This window comes from Mesorhizobium sp. M1E.F.Ca.ET.045.02.1.1 (assembly GCF_003952485.1).
In the GTDB taxonomy this organism is placed as follows: Bacteria; Pseudomonadota; Alphaproteobacteria; order Rhizobiales; family Rhizobiaceae; genus Mesorhizobium.
In genome coordinates this window covers 1,671,389-1,685,882 of the sequence record NZ_CP034447.1, presented here as the reverse complement: position 1 = coordinate 1,685,882, position 14,494 = coordinate 1,671,389, and the positions used below count along the sequence as shown (strand labels likewise).

15 protein-coding genes are annotated in these 14,494 nt (G+C 63.8%); 11 read left to right on the top strand and 4 right to left on the bottom strand.

The genetic code is table 11. The features are described 5' to 3' along the window. Positions 1–213 precede the first annotated feature (213 nt). From hslV to EJ070_RS07865, 5 genes are all read left to right on the top strand, one after another. Entirely contained in the window at positions 214–765 is a 552-nt protein-coding gene (gene hslV, locus EJ070_RS07885; RefSeq protein WP_126090834.1) for an ATP-dependent protease subunit HslV, read from the top strand. A gap of 51 nt (positions 766–816) precedes the next feature. Next, a complete protein-coding gene (locus EJ070_RS07880) occupies positions 817–1,341 on the top strand; it encodes a GNAT family N-acetyltransferase (protein ID WP_189350436.1) in 525 nt (174 codons plus the stop codon). 4 nt (positions 1,342–1,345) lie between these two features. Then, the gene (locus tag EJ070_RS07875) at positions 1,346–1,945 is read left to right on the top strand and encodes a DUF2585 domain-containing protein (protein WP_126090833.1); all 600 of its coding nucleotides are present in this window, start codon (positions 1,346–1,348) and stop codon (positions 1,943–1,945) included. A 5-nt stretch (positions 1,946–1,950) separates the two neighbouring features. Further along, positions 1,951–3,264, top strand: a complete 1,314-nt coding sequence (gene hslU, locus EJ070_RS07870) for an ATP-dependent protease ATPase subunit HslU (protein ID WP_126090832.1) — start codon at positions 1,951–1,953, stop codon at positions 3,262–3,264. A 222-nt stretch (positions 3,265–3,486) separates the two neighbouring features. Continuing rightward, entirely contained in the window at positions 3,487–4,446 is a 960-nt protein-coding gene (locus EJ070_RS07865; RefSeq protein ID WP_126090831.1) for a DUF1402 family protein, read from the top strand. A gap of 18 nt (positions 4,447–4,464) precedes the next feature. On the opposite strand, the gene EJ070_RS07860 is transcribed toward EJ070_RS07865, so the two are convergent. Genes EJ070_RS07860 through EJ070_RS07845 form a run of 4 tightly spaced genes read right to left on the bottom strand, consistent with a single transcriptional unit; the run spans position 4,465 to position 8,013 of the window. After that, positions 4,465–5,274 (bottom strand): 3-methyl-2-oxobutanoate hydroxymethyltransferase, encoded by an 810-nt coding sequence (locus EJ070_RS07860; protein ID WP_126090830.1) that lies wholly within the window; start codon positions 5,272–5,274, stop codon positions 4,465–4,467. 36 nt (positions 5,275–5,310) lie between these two features. Beyond that, a complete protein-coding gene (locus EJ070_RS07855) occupies positions 5,311–6,540 on the bottom strand; it encodes an FAD-dependent oxidoreductase (RefSeq protein ID WP_126090829.1) in 1,230 nt (409 codons plus the stop codon). Between the two features lie 5 nt (positions 6,541–6,545). Further along, positions 6,546–6,860 carry a MocE family 2Fe-2S type ferredoxin gene (locus EJ070_RS07850; RefSeq protein ID WP_126090828.1) on the bottom strand — a complete coding sequence of 105 codons (315 nt, stop codon included), beginning with the start codon at positions 6,858–6,860 and terminating at the stop codon, positions 6,546–6,548. 46 nt (positions 6,861–6,906) lie between these two features. Beyond that, on the bottom strand, positions 6,907–8,013 hold the full coding sequence (locus EJ070_RS07845) for a fatty acid desaturase family protein (RefSeq protein WP_126090827.1): 1,107 nt from the start codon (positions 8,011–8,013) through the stop codon (positions 6,907–6,909). A 174-nt stretch (positions 8,014–8,187) separates the two neighbouring features. On the opposite strand from EJ070_RS07845, the gene EJ070_RS07840 reads away from it, so the two are divergent. The 6 genes from EJ070_RS07840 to EJ070_RS07815 all read left to right on the top strand — a co-directional run bounded on the left by EJ070_RS07840 (position 8,188) and on the right by EJ070_RS07815 (position 14,464). Further along, complete coding sequence (locus tag EJ070_RS07840; protein WP_126090826.1) at positions 8,188–9,219, top strand: LacI family DNA-binding transcriptional regulator; 1,032 nt, start codon at positions 8,188–8,190, stop codon at positions 9,217–9,219. A 370-nt stretch (positions 9,220–9,589) separates the two neighbouring features. Then, positions 9,590–10,531 carry a sugar ABC transporter substrate-binding protein gene (locus EJ070_RS07835; protein ID WP_126090825.1) on the top strand — a complete coding sequence of 314 codons (942 nt, stop codon included), beginning with the start codon at positions 9,590–9,592 and terminating at the stop codon, positions 10,529–10,531. 180 nt (positions 10,532–10,711) lie between these two features. Continuing rightward, positions 10,712–11,788, top strand: a complete 1,077-nt coding sequence (locus EJ070_RS07830; RefSeq protein WP_126090824.1) for an ABC transporter permease — start codon at positions 10,712–10,714, stop codon at positions 11,786–11,788. Between the two features lie 2 nt (positions 11,789–11,790). After that, complete coding sequence (locus tag EJ070_RS07825; protein ID WP_126090823.1) at positions 11,791–12,561, top strand: ATP-binding cassette domain-containing protein; 771 nt, start codon at positions 11,791–11,793, stop codon at positions 12,559–12,561. Positions 12,562–12,645: 84 nt separating this feature from the next. Then, positions 12,646–13,638, top strand: a complete 993-nt coding sequence (gene iolG, locus EJ070_RS07820; RefSeq protein ID WP_126090822.1) for an inositol 2-dehydrogenase — start codon at positions 12,646–12,648, stop codon at positions 13,636–13,638. A 31-nt stretch (positions 13,639–13,669) separates the two neighbouring features. Next, positions 13,670–14,464, top strand: coding sequence for an SDR family oxidoreductase (locus EJ070_RS07815; protein WP_126090821.1), 795 nt, complete (start codon positions 13,670–13,672; stop codon positions 14,462–14,464). Positions 14,465–14,494: the final 30 nt, after the last annotated feature.

Genomic DNA, 14,494 nt, shown 5'->3' with positions numbered 1-14,494 from the left:
TAAGTCCTTGCGGTCCTAGTCCCGTGGCACGGGCTTGAAAACGAGAGCCTTCTATCAGCATGATCCGGCGATTGCCAGTTGCCTTTCCGGACGGTATCGGCCTTGCTGCGGGGCGGTTTGCATTCACTCGCCTCATGCATACATATGGCAATCAAAAGTCACTCGTACCGCGCCGATCGCCTTTCAAAGGGATAGCGCGAATCGGAGCTGGAAATGTCGAATGAACTGACCATGCACGCCACGACCATCATCAGCGTGCGCAAGGGCAACAAGGTTGTGATCGCCGGCGACGGCCAGGTCAGCCTTGGCCAGACCATCATGAAAGGCAATGCCAAGAAAGTGCGCCGCATCGGCAAGGGGGGCAGCGTCATCGCCGGTTTCGCCGGCGCCACCGCCGACGCCTTCACCCTGCTTGAACGCCTCGAAGCCAAGCTCGAGCAATATCCCGACCAGTTGACGCGCGCCTGCGTCGAGCTCGCCAAGGACTGGCGCACCGACCGCTATCTGCGCCGCCTGGAAGCGATGATGCTGGTCGCCGACAAGTCGGTCTCGCTGGCGCTGACCGGCACCGGCGACGTGCTCGAGCCCGAGCATGGCGTCATGGCCATCGGCTCCGGCGGCAATTATGCGCTGGCCGCCGCCCGCGCGTTGATGGATACCGACAAGGACGCCGAGGAGATCGCCCGCAAGGCGATGCAGATCGCGGCCGACATCTGCGTCTACACGAACAGCAACTTCGTCGTCGAAACGCTCGATGCCGCCTGAGCCAGCCAGCCATGATCCCAAAAGGTGGGAACCGGTTTTTTGGAAAAGATCATGGTCAAACAGACAATTAGCTATGATTTCCGGCCGGTCACCGAAGCGGACCTGCCGATGATCGCCGGCTGGCTCGCCGAGCCGCATGTCGCCGAATGGTGGGACAATCCGGAAAAGGAGATCGCCGAGATCCGCGCGCATCTCTCCTCGGTTTCGGTGGAGCCGCTGATCGTCGAGCTCGACGGCAGGCCGGTCGCCTATCTGCAGAGCTACGATCCGCATCTGGAAGATGATCATCCTTATGCCGACCAGCCCTTCGGCACGCTGGGCATCGATCTGTCGATCGGCCCGCCGGAGCTGGTCGGCATCGGCCACGGCCCGGCGATCGTTCGCCAGTTCGTGGAAGAGCTTTTCGAGGAAGGCGCGCCGCGCGTCATCATCGATCCGCATCCGGACAACGGCCGCGCCATCCGCGCCTATGAAAAGGCCGGCTTCAGGCCGATCGGCCGCAGGCAATCGGAATATGGGGACGTCGTGCTGATGGCCGTCGATGCGGCCGAGACCGACACGGAGGAGGGGGACTGACCGCATGACCGCATCGGGGCAAGACAAGACGCTTTCCGCCTATGAAGACTCGTGGCGCATGGGCCTTCTGCTCGTGCTCGCTCTGGTGATTTTCCAAGCCGGCGTTCTCTATGGCATGGGTCACCCGCCGATCTGCACCTGCGGCTATGTCAAGCTCTGGCACGGCGTGGTGAACAGCTCGGAGAATTCACAGCACATCACCGACTGGTATACCTTTTCGCACATAATCCACGGCTTCCTGTTCTACGCGCTGGCCTGGTTCCTGTTCCCGCGCTCGCCGGTCGGGCTCAGGCTGGCCTTTGCCGTCCTCATCGAAGGCGGCTGGGAGATTTTGGAAAATAGCCCCTTCATCATTGACCGCTACCGCTCCGGCACCATCTCGCTCAACTATTACGGCGACAGCGTCATCAACTCGGTGTCCGACACGCTGTTCATGGTGTTGGGATTTGTGATGGCGCGAAAGCTTCCTATATGGGTGATCGTGGCCCTGGCGCTCATTTTCGAGTTCGGCACGGGCTACATCATCCGGGACAATCTGACGCTCAACGTGATCATGCTGCTGCATCCGTTCGAGTCCATCAAGCAGTGGCAAAGTGGAATTTGAGTAGTATGAGCACCTTCTCTCCCCGCGAAATCGTTTCGGAACTCGACCGCTTCATCATCGGCCAGAAGGACGCCAAGCGCGCCGTGGCCATTGCCTTGCGTAACCGCTGGCGCCGCCAGCAGCTCGAAGGCCAGATGCGCGAAGAGGTGATGCCGAAGAACATCCTGATGATCGGCCCGACCGGCGTCGGCAAGACCGAGATCTCGCGCCGCCTGGCGCGCCTCGCCGGCGCGCCCTTCGTCAAGGTCGAGGCCACCAAGTTCACCGAGGTCGGCTATGTCGGCCGCGACGTCGAGCAGATCGTGCGCGACCTCGTCGAGGTCGCCATCGGCCTGACGCGCGAGAAGATGCGCGAGGACGTCAGCGCGCGCGCCCAGGTCAACGCCGAGGAGCGCGTGCTGGAGGCGCTTGTCGGCAAGACGGCGAGCCCGACCACGCGCGACAGCTTCCGCAAGAAACTGCGCGACGGCGAGCTCGACGACAAGGAGATCGAGATCGAGGTGGCCGACACCGGCACCGGCGGCATGCCGGGCTTCGAGATTCCCGGCATGCCGGGCGGCAATATCGGCGTGCTCAACATCAACGACATGCTGTCGAAGGCGATGGGCGGCCGCAGGACCAAGATGCGCAAGACGACGGTGCGCGACTCCTATTCGCTGCTGGTCAATGACGAGTCCGACAAGCTGCTCGACCAGGACGAGGTGGTGCGCCGGGCGCTGGAATCGGCCGAGAATGACGGCATAGTCTTCATCGACGAGATCGACAAGATCGCCTCGCGCGAGGGCGGCGTCGGCGCCGGCGTTTCACGTGAAGGCGTGCAGCGCGATCTGCTGCCGCTGGTCGAAGGCACGACGGTTGCGACCAAATACGGGCCGATCAAGACGGATCATATCCTGTTCATCGCCTCGGGCGCGTTCCATGTCTCCAAGCCCTCGGACCTGCTGCCGGAGCTGCAGGGTCGCCTGCCGATCCGCGTCGAGCTGCGCGCGCTGGAGAAGGAGGACTTCGTCCGCATCCTCACCGAGACTGAGGCCAGCCTCATCAAGCAGTACATCGCGCTGATGAAGACCGAAGGCGTCGATCTCGTCTTCACCGACGATGCCATCGATTCGCTGGCCGGCATTGCCGTCGAGCTCAACGCCAGTGTCGAGAACATCGGCGCCAGACGCCTGCAGACGGTGATGGAGCGCGTCCTGGACGAGATTTCCTACGATGCGCCGGACCGCCACGGCACGGCGGTCACCATCGACGCCGGCTATGTGCAGAAACATGTCGGCGACCTGTCGCGCAACACCGATCTGTCGCGGTTCATCCTCTAACCGCGAAGCTTGGCGATGTGTGGCCAGATGGTACCATCTGGCCACCTTTCGTTCCGGCGGCAGCTTGCCTTGTCTCGACTCTCCCGGCCGCTTTACCTAGGTTGCCGCCGATTCCGAAAGCAATTTCAGGAAAAGTGCGCAGCGGTTTTCCATCCGAAATTGCATAAAAACAAATAGTTGGGGTGGACCGGCGGTAGCTGGGCCGCTCCAGGGCGGCGGCGCATGAAGAAACGCGTACTTATCTTCCTCGGCCTGGCATTGGCGGCGGCGGTGGCAACCGCCAACGCGGCGACCATGGTGCCGCCGGGCAACCGCAACGGCGTGCAGCCTGATATTCCCGGCGCCTCCAGCCGGCGCACCCAGGCCACCAGCACCACCTTCCAGGCCAAGTACCGCAAGGTCTATGCGCTGTTGCAGAACGATGCCGAGCTGCGCGCCAAGATCAGGAAGGCGGCGGCGGCCTACGGCATCGATCCGATGCATATCGTCGGCGCCATCGTCGGCGAGCACACCTACAATGTCGATGCCTACGACCGGCTGCAGACGTACTACGTCAAGGCGATGTCTTATCTGTCGAGCAAGCTCACCTTCGCCTATGAAGGCGAGGACGTCAGCGATTTCGTCCAGCGGCCGGAGTTCAAGAAATGCGCCGGCATCAGCGACAGCTATGACCTTTGGGAATGTCGCGAGCAGGTCTGGAACCATTCCTTCCGCGGCAAGACGGTCGACGGGACAAGCTTCCCCAACGACCGCTTCGGCGCCACCTTCTTCCAGCCCTACTATGCCGGCCAGACCTTCGGCCTCGGCCAGCTCAACCCGCTGACGGCCCTGCAGATGAGCGACCTCGTGCACAAGGTCTCCGGCCTGCCCGAGCTCGACGTCAACGATCCGAACACCGTCTACAAGACCATCATGGATCCGGACCTCACGCTGCCTTACGTCGCTGCGACCATCAGGAAGTCGATCGACGCCTACAGAACCATCGCCGGCTTCGACATCTCGCACAATCCGGGCCTGACCGCCACGCTCTACAATGTCGGCAATCCCGAGCAGCGCGCCTATGCGCTGAAGGAGGAGAACGAGAAGCGCCGCGCCGCGGGCGAGCCGGAAAAGCTGCCCGAGGAGAACTATTACGGCTGGCTGGTCAACGACAAGCTGGACGAGCTGAAGGCGCTGTTCTAGCGCTGAATTCAGGAGGGTTCAGTTACCTTCCGAGGCCAAAAACGCCTCGAACTTGCGCAATTCCTCCGGGTCAGCCTCGACCGTGTGGCGCGGCTCCGGATAGGCGCCGGACTGGATGTCTTCGGCATATTCGCGGAAGGCGGCGATGCGCTCGTTCTGCAGGCGATCGAATTCCGCCGCGAAGTCGCGGTAGCGCTTGGCGTGGCGCGGATAGCGGCCGCGATTGCTCCCGAGCACGTCTTCCGAGAACAGATATTGCGCGTCGCAGCCGGCGCCCGCGCCCATCGAGATCATGATCAGCGGCGTGCGCCGCGAGATGGCGCTTGCGACGCCGGCCGGCACCACCTCGATCTCGGCGGCGAAGGCGCCGGCCGCTTCGAGGTCCTTGACCTGCTTCCACACGAAGGCAGCGCTTTCGGCCGTCTTGCCGACCGCCTTGAAGCCGCCCGTCCAGGTCGCATGCGCGGGGATCAGGCCGACATGGCCGCAGACCGGAATGTACTCGTCGCGCAGGCGGCGGATGGTCTGCAGGCTGGCCGAGCAATACATGGCGTCGGCGCTGGCCGCGCGCAGCTTCACCGCCATGCGCAGGATCTCGTTTGTGGTGGCGCCCAGCTTTATGCGTTCGTCGCCGGGAATGGCGAAGCAGGTGGGCGCTGCGTCGCGAAATCGCGGATCGAGCATCACATCATAGGGAACCGAGATGAGGTCGATGCCGGCGCGCTCGGCGGCCTCGGCCTCCTCCAGCGAAAAGACGCGCAGCTTCGAAAGCTGGCGCTTGCCCTTCATCGACTGCAAATCGGCGACGGTCGGTCTGCTGCGTGCCATATCGCTAGATCCCTCAATGCCGGTTGGAGAGGTGGACTACGCCGCCAGCAGCGACTTCAGCTTGACCGTTTGCGAGCCGAGCGCCTCCGGCGCCGGGCTTGCCCCCTTCGCGATCAACATCTCCGCCAGGCGGATATCGCGCGCCACGGCATTGCCGGGACCGATGCCGCTGGCGGCGACCAGCCTGCCGTCTTCCGCCAGGTGGAACAGGATGAAGGCGCCGTCATCGAGGTCGCGTCGGACGGTGCTTTTGCCTTCGTCCGAAAGCCCGGCGATCTGCAGCGTGAGCCCGTACTGATCCGACCAGAACCATGGCACCGCGGCATGCGCCTCGTTGGCGCCCAGCATGTTCTTCGCGGCTAAAGCGCCCTGTTCCTGCGCATTGCGCCAGGCTTCCAGCCGCACGCGCCGCCCGCCATAGACGGCGAGCGGAAATGAGCAGCAGTCGCCTGCGGCGAAGATATCCGGATCCTCGCTGCGCAGCGTGTCGTCGACCGCGATGCCGTTGTCGATCGCCAGTCCCGCTTCGGCGGCGAGCGCCGTCACCGGCACGGCGCCGATGCCGATCACCGCGAGATCGGCGACAACCTCCTGCCCGTCTGCAAGCGCGATGCGAACCTCGGCGCCATTATCGGCAATGGCCGTGATGCCTTGACCGGTGAGGACCTTCACACCCTCGGCCTCGTGCGTCTTGTGGATGATTTCGGCGATCTCGCTAGGTACGCCGCGCATCAGGATGCGCGGCTGCGCTTCGAGCACCGTGACGGTGGCGCCGAGCTTGCGCGCCGAGGCGGCAAGCTCGAGGCCGATGAAGCCGCCACCGATGATGGCGACGCGATTTCCCGCGCTGAGATGGGCGCGGATCGCGAGCGCGTCGTTGAAGGTCCTTAGATAGACGCAGCGTCCGCCCAGGCCCGGCATCGGCAGCTTGCGCGGCACGGACCCGGTGGCGAGCAGCAGCTTGTCGTAGGGAAGCGAAGAGCCGTCCGAGAGCAGCACGACAAGCGCGGCGCGGTCGATTGCCACGGCCCGGACGGAATGGATGTGACGGATCGAGCGCTCGGCCAGAAGCTCGTCGCTGGCGATCGCCTTGATGACCGGCGCCTCGCCGGTCATCGCCTCCTTCGACAGCGGCGGCCGCTCATAGGGCAGATGCGGCTCGTCGCCGACCAGCGTCACCGGCCCTTCGAAACCGAGGTCGCGCAGGGCGAGCGCGGCGCGCCCGCCGCATTCGCCGGCGCCGATGATGACCATTCCTCCCGCCATCGCCGTCACCCGACCTGAATGAGGACTTTGCCCCCGTCGACCTTGACCGGATAGGTCTTGAGGTTGACGCACACCGGCGCGCCGCGCGCGTCGCCGGTCTTGTAGTTGAAGCGGCCATTGTGCTTCGGGCATTCGATGATGTCGTCCATCACCAGCCCGTCGGCGAGATGCACCTTCTCGTGCGAACAGAGGCCGTCGGTCGCGAAATACTCGTCGTCCGGGCTGCGATAGACCGCGTAGGTACGGCCGGCATGATCGAACCGCATCACATCCTCTTCGTCGATGTCTCCGGCCGCGCAGGCCTCGACCCAGTCGCTCATGTCGTCCTCCAGCGAAGATTTGATAGCCGGCTTGCGTCGGCACCGGTCATTCGGCCGCGGTCGCCGCCGGATTGTCGTTGTGCAGCTCTTCCCGATAGGGCTTCGCCGTCGGCGGCAGCTCGCGCTTGATGAAATAATCCTCGTTGCGCAACTGGCGCAGGAAGGCGGGGATCATCTCGCGATAACCGGCCAGGATCGACGGCGTCGGCGCCGGCAGGTCGTGCTTGATCAGCTCGTGCAGCTTGGGCAGCGCGTGATAGGGCACCATCGGGAACATGTGGTGCTCCACATGGTAGTTCATGTTCCAGTAGATGAACCGGCTGACCGGGTTCATGTAGACGGTGCGGCTGTTCAGGCGGTGGTCGATGACATTCTCGGCGAGACCGCCATGCTGCAGCAGTCCCGTCATCACATGGTGCCAGGCGCCATAGAGGCGGGGCAGGCCGACGAGCATCAGCGGCAGCCATGAATGAAGATAGAGCGCCAGCGCGATGGTGGCGACATAGATGGCGAGCCAAATGCGGGCGGCGCGGATGGCCTTCGGCTGTTCTTGTTCCGGAATGAAGGTCTTTTCCGAGGCGCTGATGACGCCGGCGGCGTTGCGCACCATGTCGGTCATCGCGTGCCAGACGTCGAGAATGCCGAAGAAGTTCAGGACCAGGCGCAAAAGGTCCGGCGGCCGCATGACGGCGATCTCCGGGTCGCGGCCGACGATGATGGTGTCGGTGTGGTGGCGCGTATGGCTCCAGCGCCAGGTCACCGGATTGCGCATGATCATGAAGCAGGCGATCTGGTAGACGGCGTCGTTCATCCACTGGGTGCGGAAGGCGGTGCCGTGGCCGCATTCGTGCCAGCGGGAATCCGTCGAGGAACCGTAGAGCGTGCCATAGACGAAGAAGAACGGCACGCACCACCACGTGCCCCAGAACCAGGCCCCGCCCGCGCCGCTGAGGATCAGCACGCCGAGCCAGATGACGGTGTCGTGGATCGCCGGCTGGTCGGAGCGCTGCATCAGCTCCTTCATCTGCTTGCGCGGGATCTCGGTGTGGTACCACTCGGCCGCCGAAAGCCCCTTCTCGACCGCGCGCTTGGCATCGCGGCCGGTCAGGCTGTAGTCGCGTCCGGACAGCGCCGGAGACGTGATTGCCGTCATTTCGGGTTCCTCCATCAGCACGTGGCGAATGGCTCTCTGCGGTGCCGGGTTCGCGCATGGCTGGCTTCGACTTCACCATAGCGCCAAGGCATGATAGTCTCAACATCACAAAGATAGTTTCTATCATTTCCTATCAAGATGAGTTATTCTGAATCGGTCAGAGAAGGAGCGATCATGGCAAGGCGGCCGACCATCACCGATCTCGCGCGCGTTTCCGGCGTCAGCGTCGCCACCGTCGACAGAGTGCTGAACAATCGCTTGCCGGTGCGCGAGGAAACCGCCCGCCGCGTCTACGAGGCCGCGACCGATATCGGCTATCACGCCGCCGGCTTGATCAAGCGGCGCATGCGCCAGGAAATGCCGGAATACCGCCTCGGCTTCCTGCTCCTGAGGGGCAACGATGTCTTCTACGGCGATTTCGCGCGGGAGCTCGAACTGGCGGTCTCGCAGTCGCAACGCTTCCGTGGTGTCGCGACCATCGATTTCGCCGGCTCGCTGGCGCCCGACGAGATTGCCGGCCAGATGCGCAGGCTGGCGGCGAAATCGAGAGCCATCGCCGTCGTCGGTCCGGACCATCCGACGCTGACGGCGGTGGTCGAGGCGTTGAAGGCGAGGGGGCAGCCGGTCTTCTCGCTGCTGTCCGACTTCGCCGCCGGCATCCGCGAGGGCTATGTCGGGCTCGACAACCGCAAGGTCGGGCGCACGGCGGCCTGGATGATCGCCAAGGCGGCGAAGAAGCCCGGCAAGGTCGCGCTCTTCGTCGGCAGCCACCGTTTCCACGGCCATGAATTGCGCGAGATCGGCTTCCGCTCCTATTTCCGCGAACACGCGCCGGACTTCACGGTGCTGGAGACGCTGGTCAATCTGGAAGCCAACCAGGTGACGCATGACGCGATGCTCGACCTTCTGGCCCGGCATCCGGATCTTGCCGGCTGCTACGTCGCCGGCGGCGGCATGGAAGGCGCGGTCTCGGCACTGAGGACGGCGAAGCCGGCAAGCATGCCGGTGGTCATCTGCAACGAGATCAATGCCGAATCGCGCGCAGCCCTTGCCGACAACATCCTCACCATGGTGATCTCGACGCCTCTGGCGGCGCTGTGCCGCGAGCTTGTCGGACTGATGGCGCATGCCATCGAGAGCGGCGCCGCCAATGCGCCGGGGCAGACTTTCCTGCCCTTCGACATCTATCTGCCCGAGAACATCTGAGCCGCGTCCTCCGGGTTGGTGATGTAATCCATCAGGCTGATAAGATTTTGTCACGGTTCTAACAGGCGGCAAAATCCGGTCCAAGGCCGGCGATCCTCGGGCCGAGCCTCCGCCTGGCGCCGTGCGGGAATGAAAATCCGGAGCCTTCATTCCGAATCGCCCTTGACGACTCCAGGCGAAATGGAATAAATATTTCACCAACTAGGCATTTTGGTTCTTTCGTTCCGGAACATCTGTTTCAAACAGAGGATCAGGCGTTCCACTGCGCAGTGAAAACGCCGTCGGAATGGACGCAGGGAGAGATTCCCCGGAGAGATCGGGGATTCCGGTTCAATCGGTGCAGCCGGACACCAAGTGGAGGAGAAATAAAATGAAGAAACTGCTTTTGGGCGTCGCGCTATCGGCGCTGATGAGTTCGTCCGCCTTCGCCGCCAAGATCGGCGTTTCGATGGCTCTTTTCGACGACAACTTCCTGACCGTGCTGCGCAACGGCATGATCGCGCAGGCCAAGGGCATGGATGGCGTCCAGCTGCAGGTCGAGGACGCGCAGAACGACGTCGCCAAGCAGCTCGACCAGATCAAGAACTTCGCCGCTTCGGGCGTCGACGCCATCATCGTCAACCCGGTCGACACTTCGGCCACGCAGGCGATGTCGGACGCGGCCGCCGCGGCCAAGATCCCGCTGGTCTATGTCAACCGCGAACCGGTCAATGTCGATGCGCTGCCCGACAACCAGGCCTTCGTCGCTTCGAACGAGGCTGAATCCGGCACGCTCGAGACCAAGGAAGCCTGCCGCCTGTTCAAGGAAGCCGGCAAGAAGGAAGCCAATGTCTATGTCATTATGGGCGAGCTTTCCAACCAGGCCGCGGTGCAGCGCACCAAGGATATCGATGAAGTGATCGCCACGCCGGACTGCAACTTCATCAAGATCATCGACAAGCAGACCTCGAACTGGAAGCGTGACGAGGCGCAGAACCTGATGACCAACTGGCTGTCGTCCGGTAAGCCGTTCGACGGCGTCATCGCCAACAACGACGAGAGCGCCATCGGCGCCATCCAGGCGATGAAGGCCGCCAACATCGACATGAAGTCGGTCGTGGTCGGCGGCGTCGACGCCACGCAGGACGCGCTGGCCGCGATGCAGGCGGGCGATCTCGACGTATCGGTCTTCCAGGACGCGGCCGGCCAGGGTGCCGGCGCCCTCGACGCGGCGCTGAAGCTCGCCAAGGGCGAGAAGGTGGAACACAAGGTCTATATCCCGTTCCAGCTCGTCACGCCGGCGAACATCGACAAGTTCCTGAAGAAGAACTGAGGCTGCGCCAGCGCAATTCCAGGAAAAGGTTTCCGTACGGAATTGCGTGAAGACAAACCCAGGAGCGGCGCTCCGACGCATCGGACTGGCTGAAATCGGCTGCTGACAAGCGGCGCCGCTCCCTTCCTTCTCCCACCCACCGGGCGGGAGAACGGGCGCGGTCATTCGGAGGAAGAAGACGTGTCACAGACATCGCATGGCATTGGCGGGTTGAGCTATGACGCCAAGAAGCGCCCCTGGCCTGCCGAGTTCAACGTGTTCCTGGCGCTGGTCATTCTGGTCGGCGCGTTCGAGCTTATCGGCCGCGTCTTCCTCGGCGACAGTTTCCTGTTCAACACCCGCGAGAACGTCGACGCGATCTTCAACGAGCAGCGCCTGCAGATCATCATCCTGCAGGTGTCGATCGTCGGCATCATCGCCATCGGCGTCACGCAGGTCATCATCTGCGGCGGCATCGACCTGTCATCGGGCTCGATCGTCGGCGCCACCGCCATGATCGCCATGAGTTTCGCGCAGGTTGCGACCGTCAACGGCAATCCCAACCCCAAGGCCATGTTCATCGCCTATGGCTGGACCGACTTGCCGGTCATCGTGCCGCTGCTGGTCGCGGTCGGCTGCGGCCTGATTGCCGGCCTGATCAACGGATCCCTGATCGCCTTCACCCGCATTCCGCCCTTCATCGCCACGCTCGGCATGATGGTCACGGCGCGCGGCATCGCCAAATGGTGGTCGAAGGGCCAGCCGATCTCGTTCCCGACCGACAGCTTCGCCGCCATCGGCAAGGGGCTGATGCCGGTCATCATCTTCATTTCGCTGGCGATCCTGTTCCAGCTTATCCTGAGCTATACCAGATACGGCAAGCACTGCTATGCCATCGGCTCCAACGAGGACGCCGCGCGCATGTCCGGCATCAAGATCGCCAACCACAAGGTGCTGGTCTATGTGATTGCGGGCATCCTCGCCTCGATCGCCGCGGTGGTGCTCTCCTCCAAGAACCTCACCGCCCAGGCCGGTATGGGCGTGATGTACGAACTCGACGCGATCGCCATGGCGGTCATCGGCGGCGTCTCGCTGTCGGGCGGCCGCGGGTCCATCATCGGCACCGTGATCGGCTCGCTGATCTTCGGCGTCATCATCTCCGGCTTCACCTTCCTGCGCCTCGACGCCTACTACCAGGAGATGGTCAAGGGCGTGATCATCGTCGGCGCAGTCGTTCTCGATCAATGGCGCCAGCGCCGCCGGGCGATAGGAGCTTGACCATGTCCGACATCGTTCTGAAGACCGAAAACCTCACCAAGCACTATGGCGGCGTGCACGCGCTGCAGGAGGCGAATTTCGAGCTGCGCAAGGGCGAGCATGTCGCCATCATGGGCGACAACGGCGCCGGCAAGTCGACCTTCGTGCGCCAGATCACCGGCGTCGAGCAGCGCACCGACGGCAAGATCTGGTTCGACGGCAAGGAAGTGAACTTCGCCGGCCCGATCGAGGCGCGCGAGGCCGGCATCGAGACGGTGTTCCAGAACCTCGCTTTGGCCGACGACCTCGACGTGCCGTCGAACCTGTTCCTCGGCCGCGAGAAGGTGCTGTTCAACCTCGGCCCCTTCTCGATCCTCGACCGCAAGGCGATGCGCAAGGCGACCGAGGCGGCGCTGGTGCGCACGGCGGTGAAGATCCCGAACCTCTCCAGCACCATCCGACACATGTCGGGCGGCCAGCGTCAGTGCGTGGCGATCGCCCGCACCGCGACCTTCGCCTCCAAGCTGATCATCATGGACGAGCCGACGGCGGCGCTTGGCGTGCAGGAGACCGCGCAGGTCGAAAATATCATCCGCACGCTGAAGGCCAATGGCGAGCCGCTGATCCTGATCAGCCACAACATGCGCCAGGTGTTCGACCTGGTCGACCGCATCGTCGTCTTCCGCCGCGGCCGCATCGTCGCCAATTTGCGCAAGCAGGACACCGACGGCAACGACATCGTCGCCTATATCACCGGCGCCAAGACCGGACAGGCGGAGCTTCAGGCCGCCTGACAGGGGCGCCACGACGGGATCACCAAATCGTCCGTGCCAAGAGGCGCGGACATGCCTTTAAAAACCACCCTCGAAGGACATTCCATGACTCTCCGCTTCGCTCTCCTCGGCGCCGGCCGCATCGGCAAGGTGCATGCCCGCGCCGTTGCCTCCAACCCGCAGGCCAAACTGGTGGCCGTAGCCGACGCCTTCGAGAAAGCGGCGACGGAGCTCGCCTCCGCTTACGGCGCCGAGGTGCGCACGATCGACGCCATCGAGAAGGCCAAGGACATCGACGCCGTCATCATCTGCACGCCGACCGACACTCATGCGGACCTGATCGAGCGCTTCGCCAAGGCAGGCAAGGCGATCTTTTGCGAGAAACCGATCGATCTCGACGCCAAGCGCGTCGAGCAGTGCCTGGCCGTGGTCGAGAAGGCCGGCGCCACGCTGATGGTCGGCTTCAACCGCCGCTTCGATCCGCATTTCGCCGCCGTCCGCAAGGCGATCGACGACGGCGCCATCGGCGATGTCGAGATGGTCACCATCACGTCGCGCGATCCGGGCGCCCCGCCGCTCGATTACATCGCCCGCTCGGGCGGCATTTTCCGCGACATGACCATCCACGACTTCGACATGGCGCGCTTCCTGCTCGGCGAGGAGCCGGTCGCCGTCAGCGCCCACGCCTCGGTGCTGGTCGACAAGAAGATCGGCGACGCGGGCGATTTCGACTCGGTCAGCGTCATCCTGGAAACCGCGTCCGGCAAGCAGGCGGTCATCTCCAACTCGCGCCGCGCCACCTATGGCTACGACCAGCGCATCGAGGTGCACGGCTCGAAAGGCATGGTCGCAGCCGAGAACCAGCGGCCGGTGTCGATCGAGCTCGCCAACGACAAGGGCTACACCCGCCCGCCGCTGCATGACTTCTTCATGACCCGCTACATCGACGCCTATGCCAACGAGATCGCGGCGTTCATTGCCGCGGCAACCGCGGGCAAGAAGGCGGCGCCGAGCGGCAAGGACGGGCTGATCGCGCTGAAGCTGGCCGACGCCGCCTTGCAGTCGGCCAAGACGGGCAAGACCGTCCGCGTCGATTGAACTGTTTGGATACTATTACAGGAGCAGAGCGATGAACGGTTTGGCCGGCCGCAATTCGGAAACGCGCGCTATCGTCACCGGCGGAGCGCAGGGCATCGGCTTCGCGGTTGCTGAAGCCTTGGTTGACGAGGGCTGCCGCGCGCTGGCGCTGGTCGGCCGCTCGCAGGAGAAGGGCGACAAAGCGGTCGCCGCCCTAAAGAAGAGCGGCGTCGACGCCATCTTCATCAGTGCCGACGTCGCCAACGTCGGCGATTGCAAGCGCGCAGTGGCTACCGCGCTCAGCCATTTCGGCACGCTCAACGCGCTGGTCAACGCCGCCGCCACCTCGGCGCGAGGATCGTTGATCGAAACCACCGAAGAGGTCTTCGACCAGATCTTCGACACCAATGTACGCGGCCCCTTCTTCCTGATGCAGGGTCTCGTCGCGCATCTTCTGGAGCGCAAGGCGCCGGGCTCGATCGTCAACGTGCTGTCGATGTCGGCGCATGCCGGCCAGTCCTTCCTGACGCCCTATTCGACCAGCAAGGGCGCGCTGATGACGCTGACCAAGAATGTCGCCAGTTCCTACCGGCAGAACCGCATCCGCTGCAACGCCGTCCTGCCCGGCTGGATGGACACCGAAGGCGAGGCGATCGTGCAGAAGAAGTGGCACGACGCGCCGGACGACTGGCTGGAAAAGGCCGAGGCCGCGCAGCCAATGGGCCAGTTGGTCAAGCCGGCGCAGCTCGCCCGGCTGATCACCTATATGCTGAGCCCGCAGGCCGGCGTCATGACGGGTTCGCTGGTCGACTACGACCAGAACATTGCAGGCGTGATCGGCGAGTAGGGCCTAGCCAATAGCCCTGGGCGGATCGTT

What these genes read in the sequence shown, in the direction of transcription:
- hslV (WP_126090834.1), top strand. Translation starts at nt 214, where the DNA reads ATGTCGAATGAACTGACCATGCACGCCACGACCATCATCAGCGTGCGC.
- EJ070_RS07880 (WP_189350436.1), top strand. Translation starts at nt 817, where the DNA reads ATGGTCAAACAGACAATTAGCTATGATTTCCGGCCGGTCACCGAAGCG.
- EJ070_RS07875 (WP_126090833.1), top strand. Translation starts at nt 1,346, where the DNA reads ATGACCGCATCGGGGCAAGACAAGACGCTTTCCGCCTATGAAGACTCG.
- hslU (WP_126090832.1), top strand. Translation starts at nt 1,951, where the DNA reads ATGAGCACCTTCTCTCCCCGCGAAATCGTTTCGGAACTCGACCGCTTC.
- EJ070_RS07865 (WP_126090831.1), top strand. Translation starts at nt 3,487, where the DNA reads ATGAAGAAACGCGTACTTATCTTCCTCGGCCTGGCATTGGCGGCGGCG.
- EJ070_RS07860 (WP_126090830.1), bottom strand. Translation starts at nt 5,274, where the DNA reads ATGGCACGCAGCAGACCGACCGTCGCCGATTTGCAGTCGATGAAGGGC.
- EJ070_RS07855 (WP_126090829.1), bottom strand. Translation starts at nt 6,540, where the DNA reads ATGGCGGGAGGAATGGTCATCATCGGCGCCGGCGAATGCGGCGGGCGC.
- EJ070_RS07850 (WP_126090828.1), bottom strand. Translation starts at nt 6,860, where the DNA reads ATGAGCGACTGGGTCGAGGCCTGCGCGGCCGGAGACATCGACGAAGAG.
- EJ070_RS07845 (WP_126090827.1), bottom strand. Translation starts at nt 8,013, where the DNA reads ATGACGGCAATCACGTCTCCGGCGCTGTCCGGACGCGACTACAGCCTG.
- EJ070_RS07840 (WP_126090826.1), top strand. Translation starts at nt 8,188, where the DNA reads ATGGCAAGGCGGCCGACCATCACCGATCTCGCGCGCGTTTCCGGCGTC.
- EJ070_RS07835 (WP_126090825.1), top strand. Translation starts at nt 9,590, where the DNA reads ATGAAGAAACTGCTTTTGGGCGTCGCGCTATCGGCGCTGATGAGTTCG.
- EJ070_RS07825 (WP_126090823.1), top strand. Translation starts at nt 11,791, where the DNA reads ATGTCCGACATCGTTCTGAAGACCGAAAACCTCACCAAGCACTATGGC.
- iolG (WP_126090822.1), top strand. Translation starts at nt 12,646, where the DNA reads ATGACTCTCCGCTTCGCTCTCCTCGGCGCCGGCCGCATCGGCAAGGTG.
- EJ070_RS07815 (WP_126090821.1), top strand. Translation starts at nt 13,670, where the DNA reads ATGAACGGTTTGGCCGGCCGCAATTCGGAAACGCGCGCTATCGTCACC.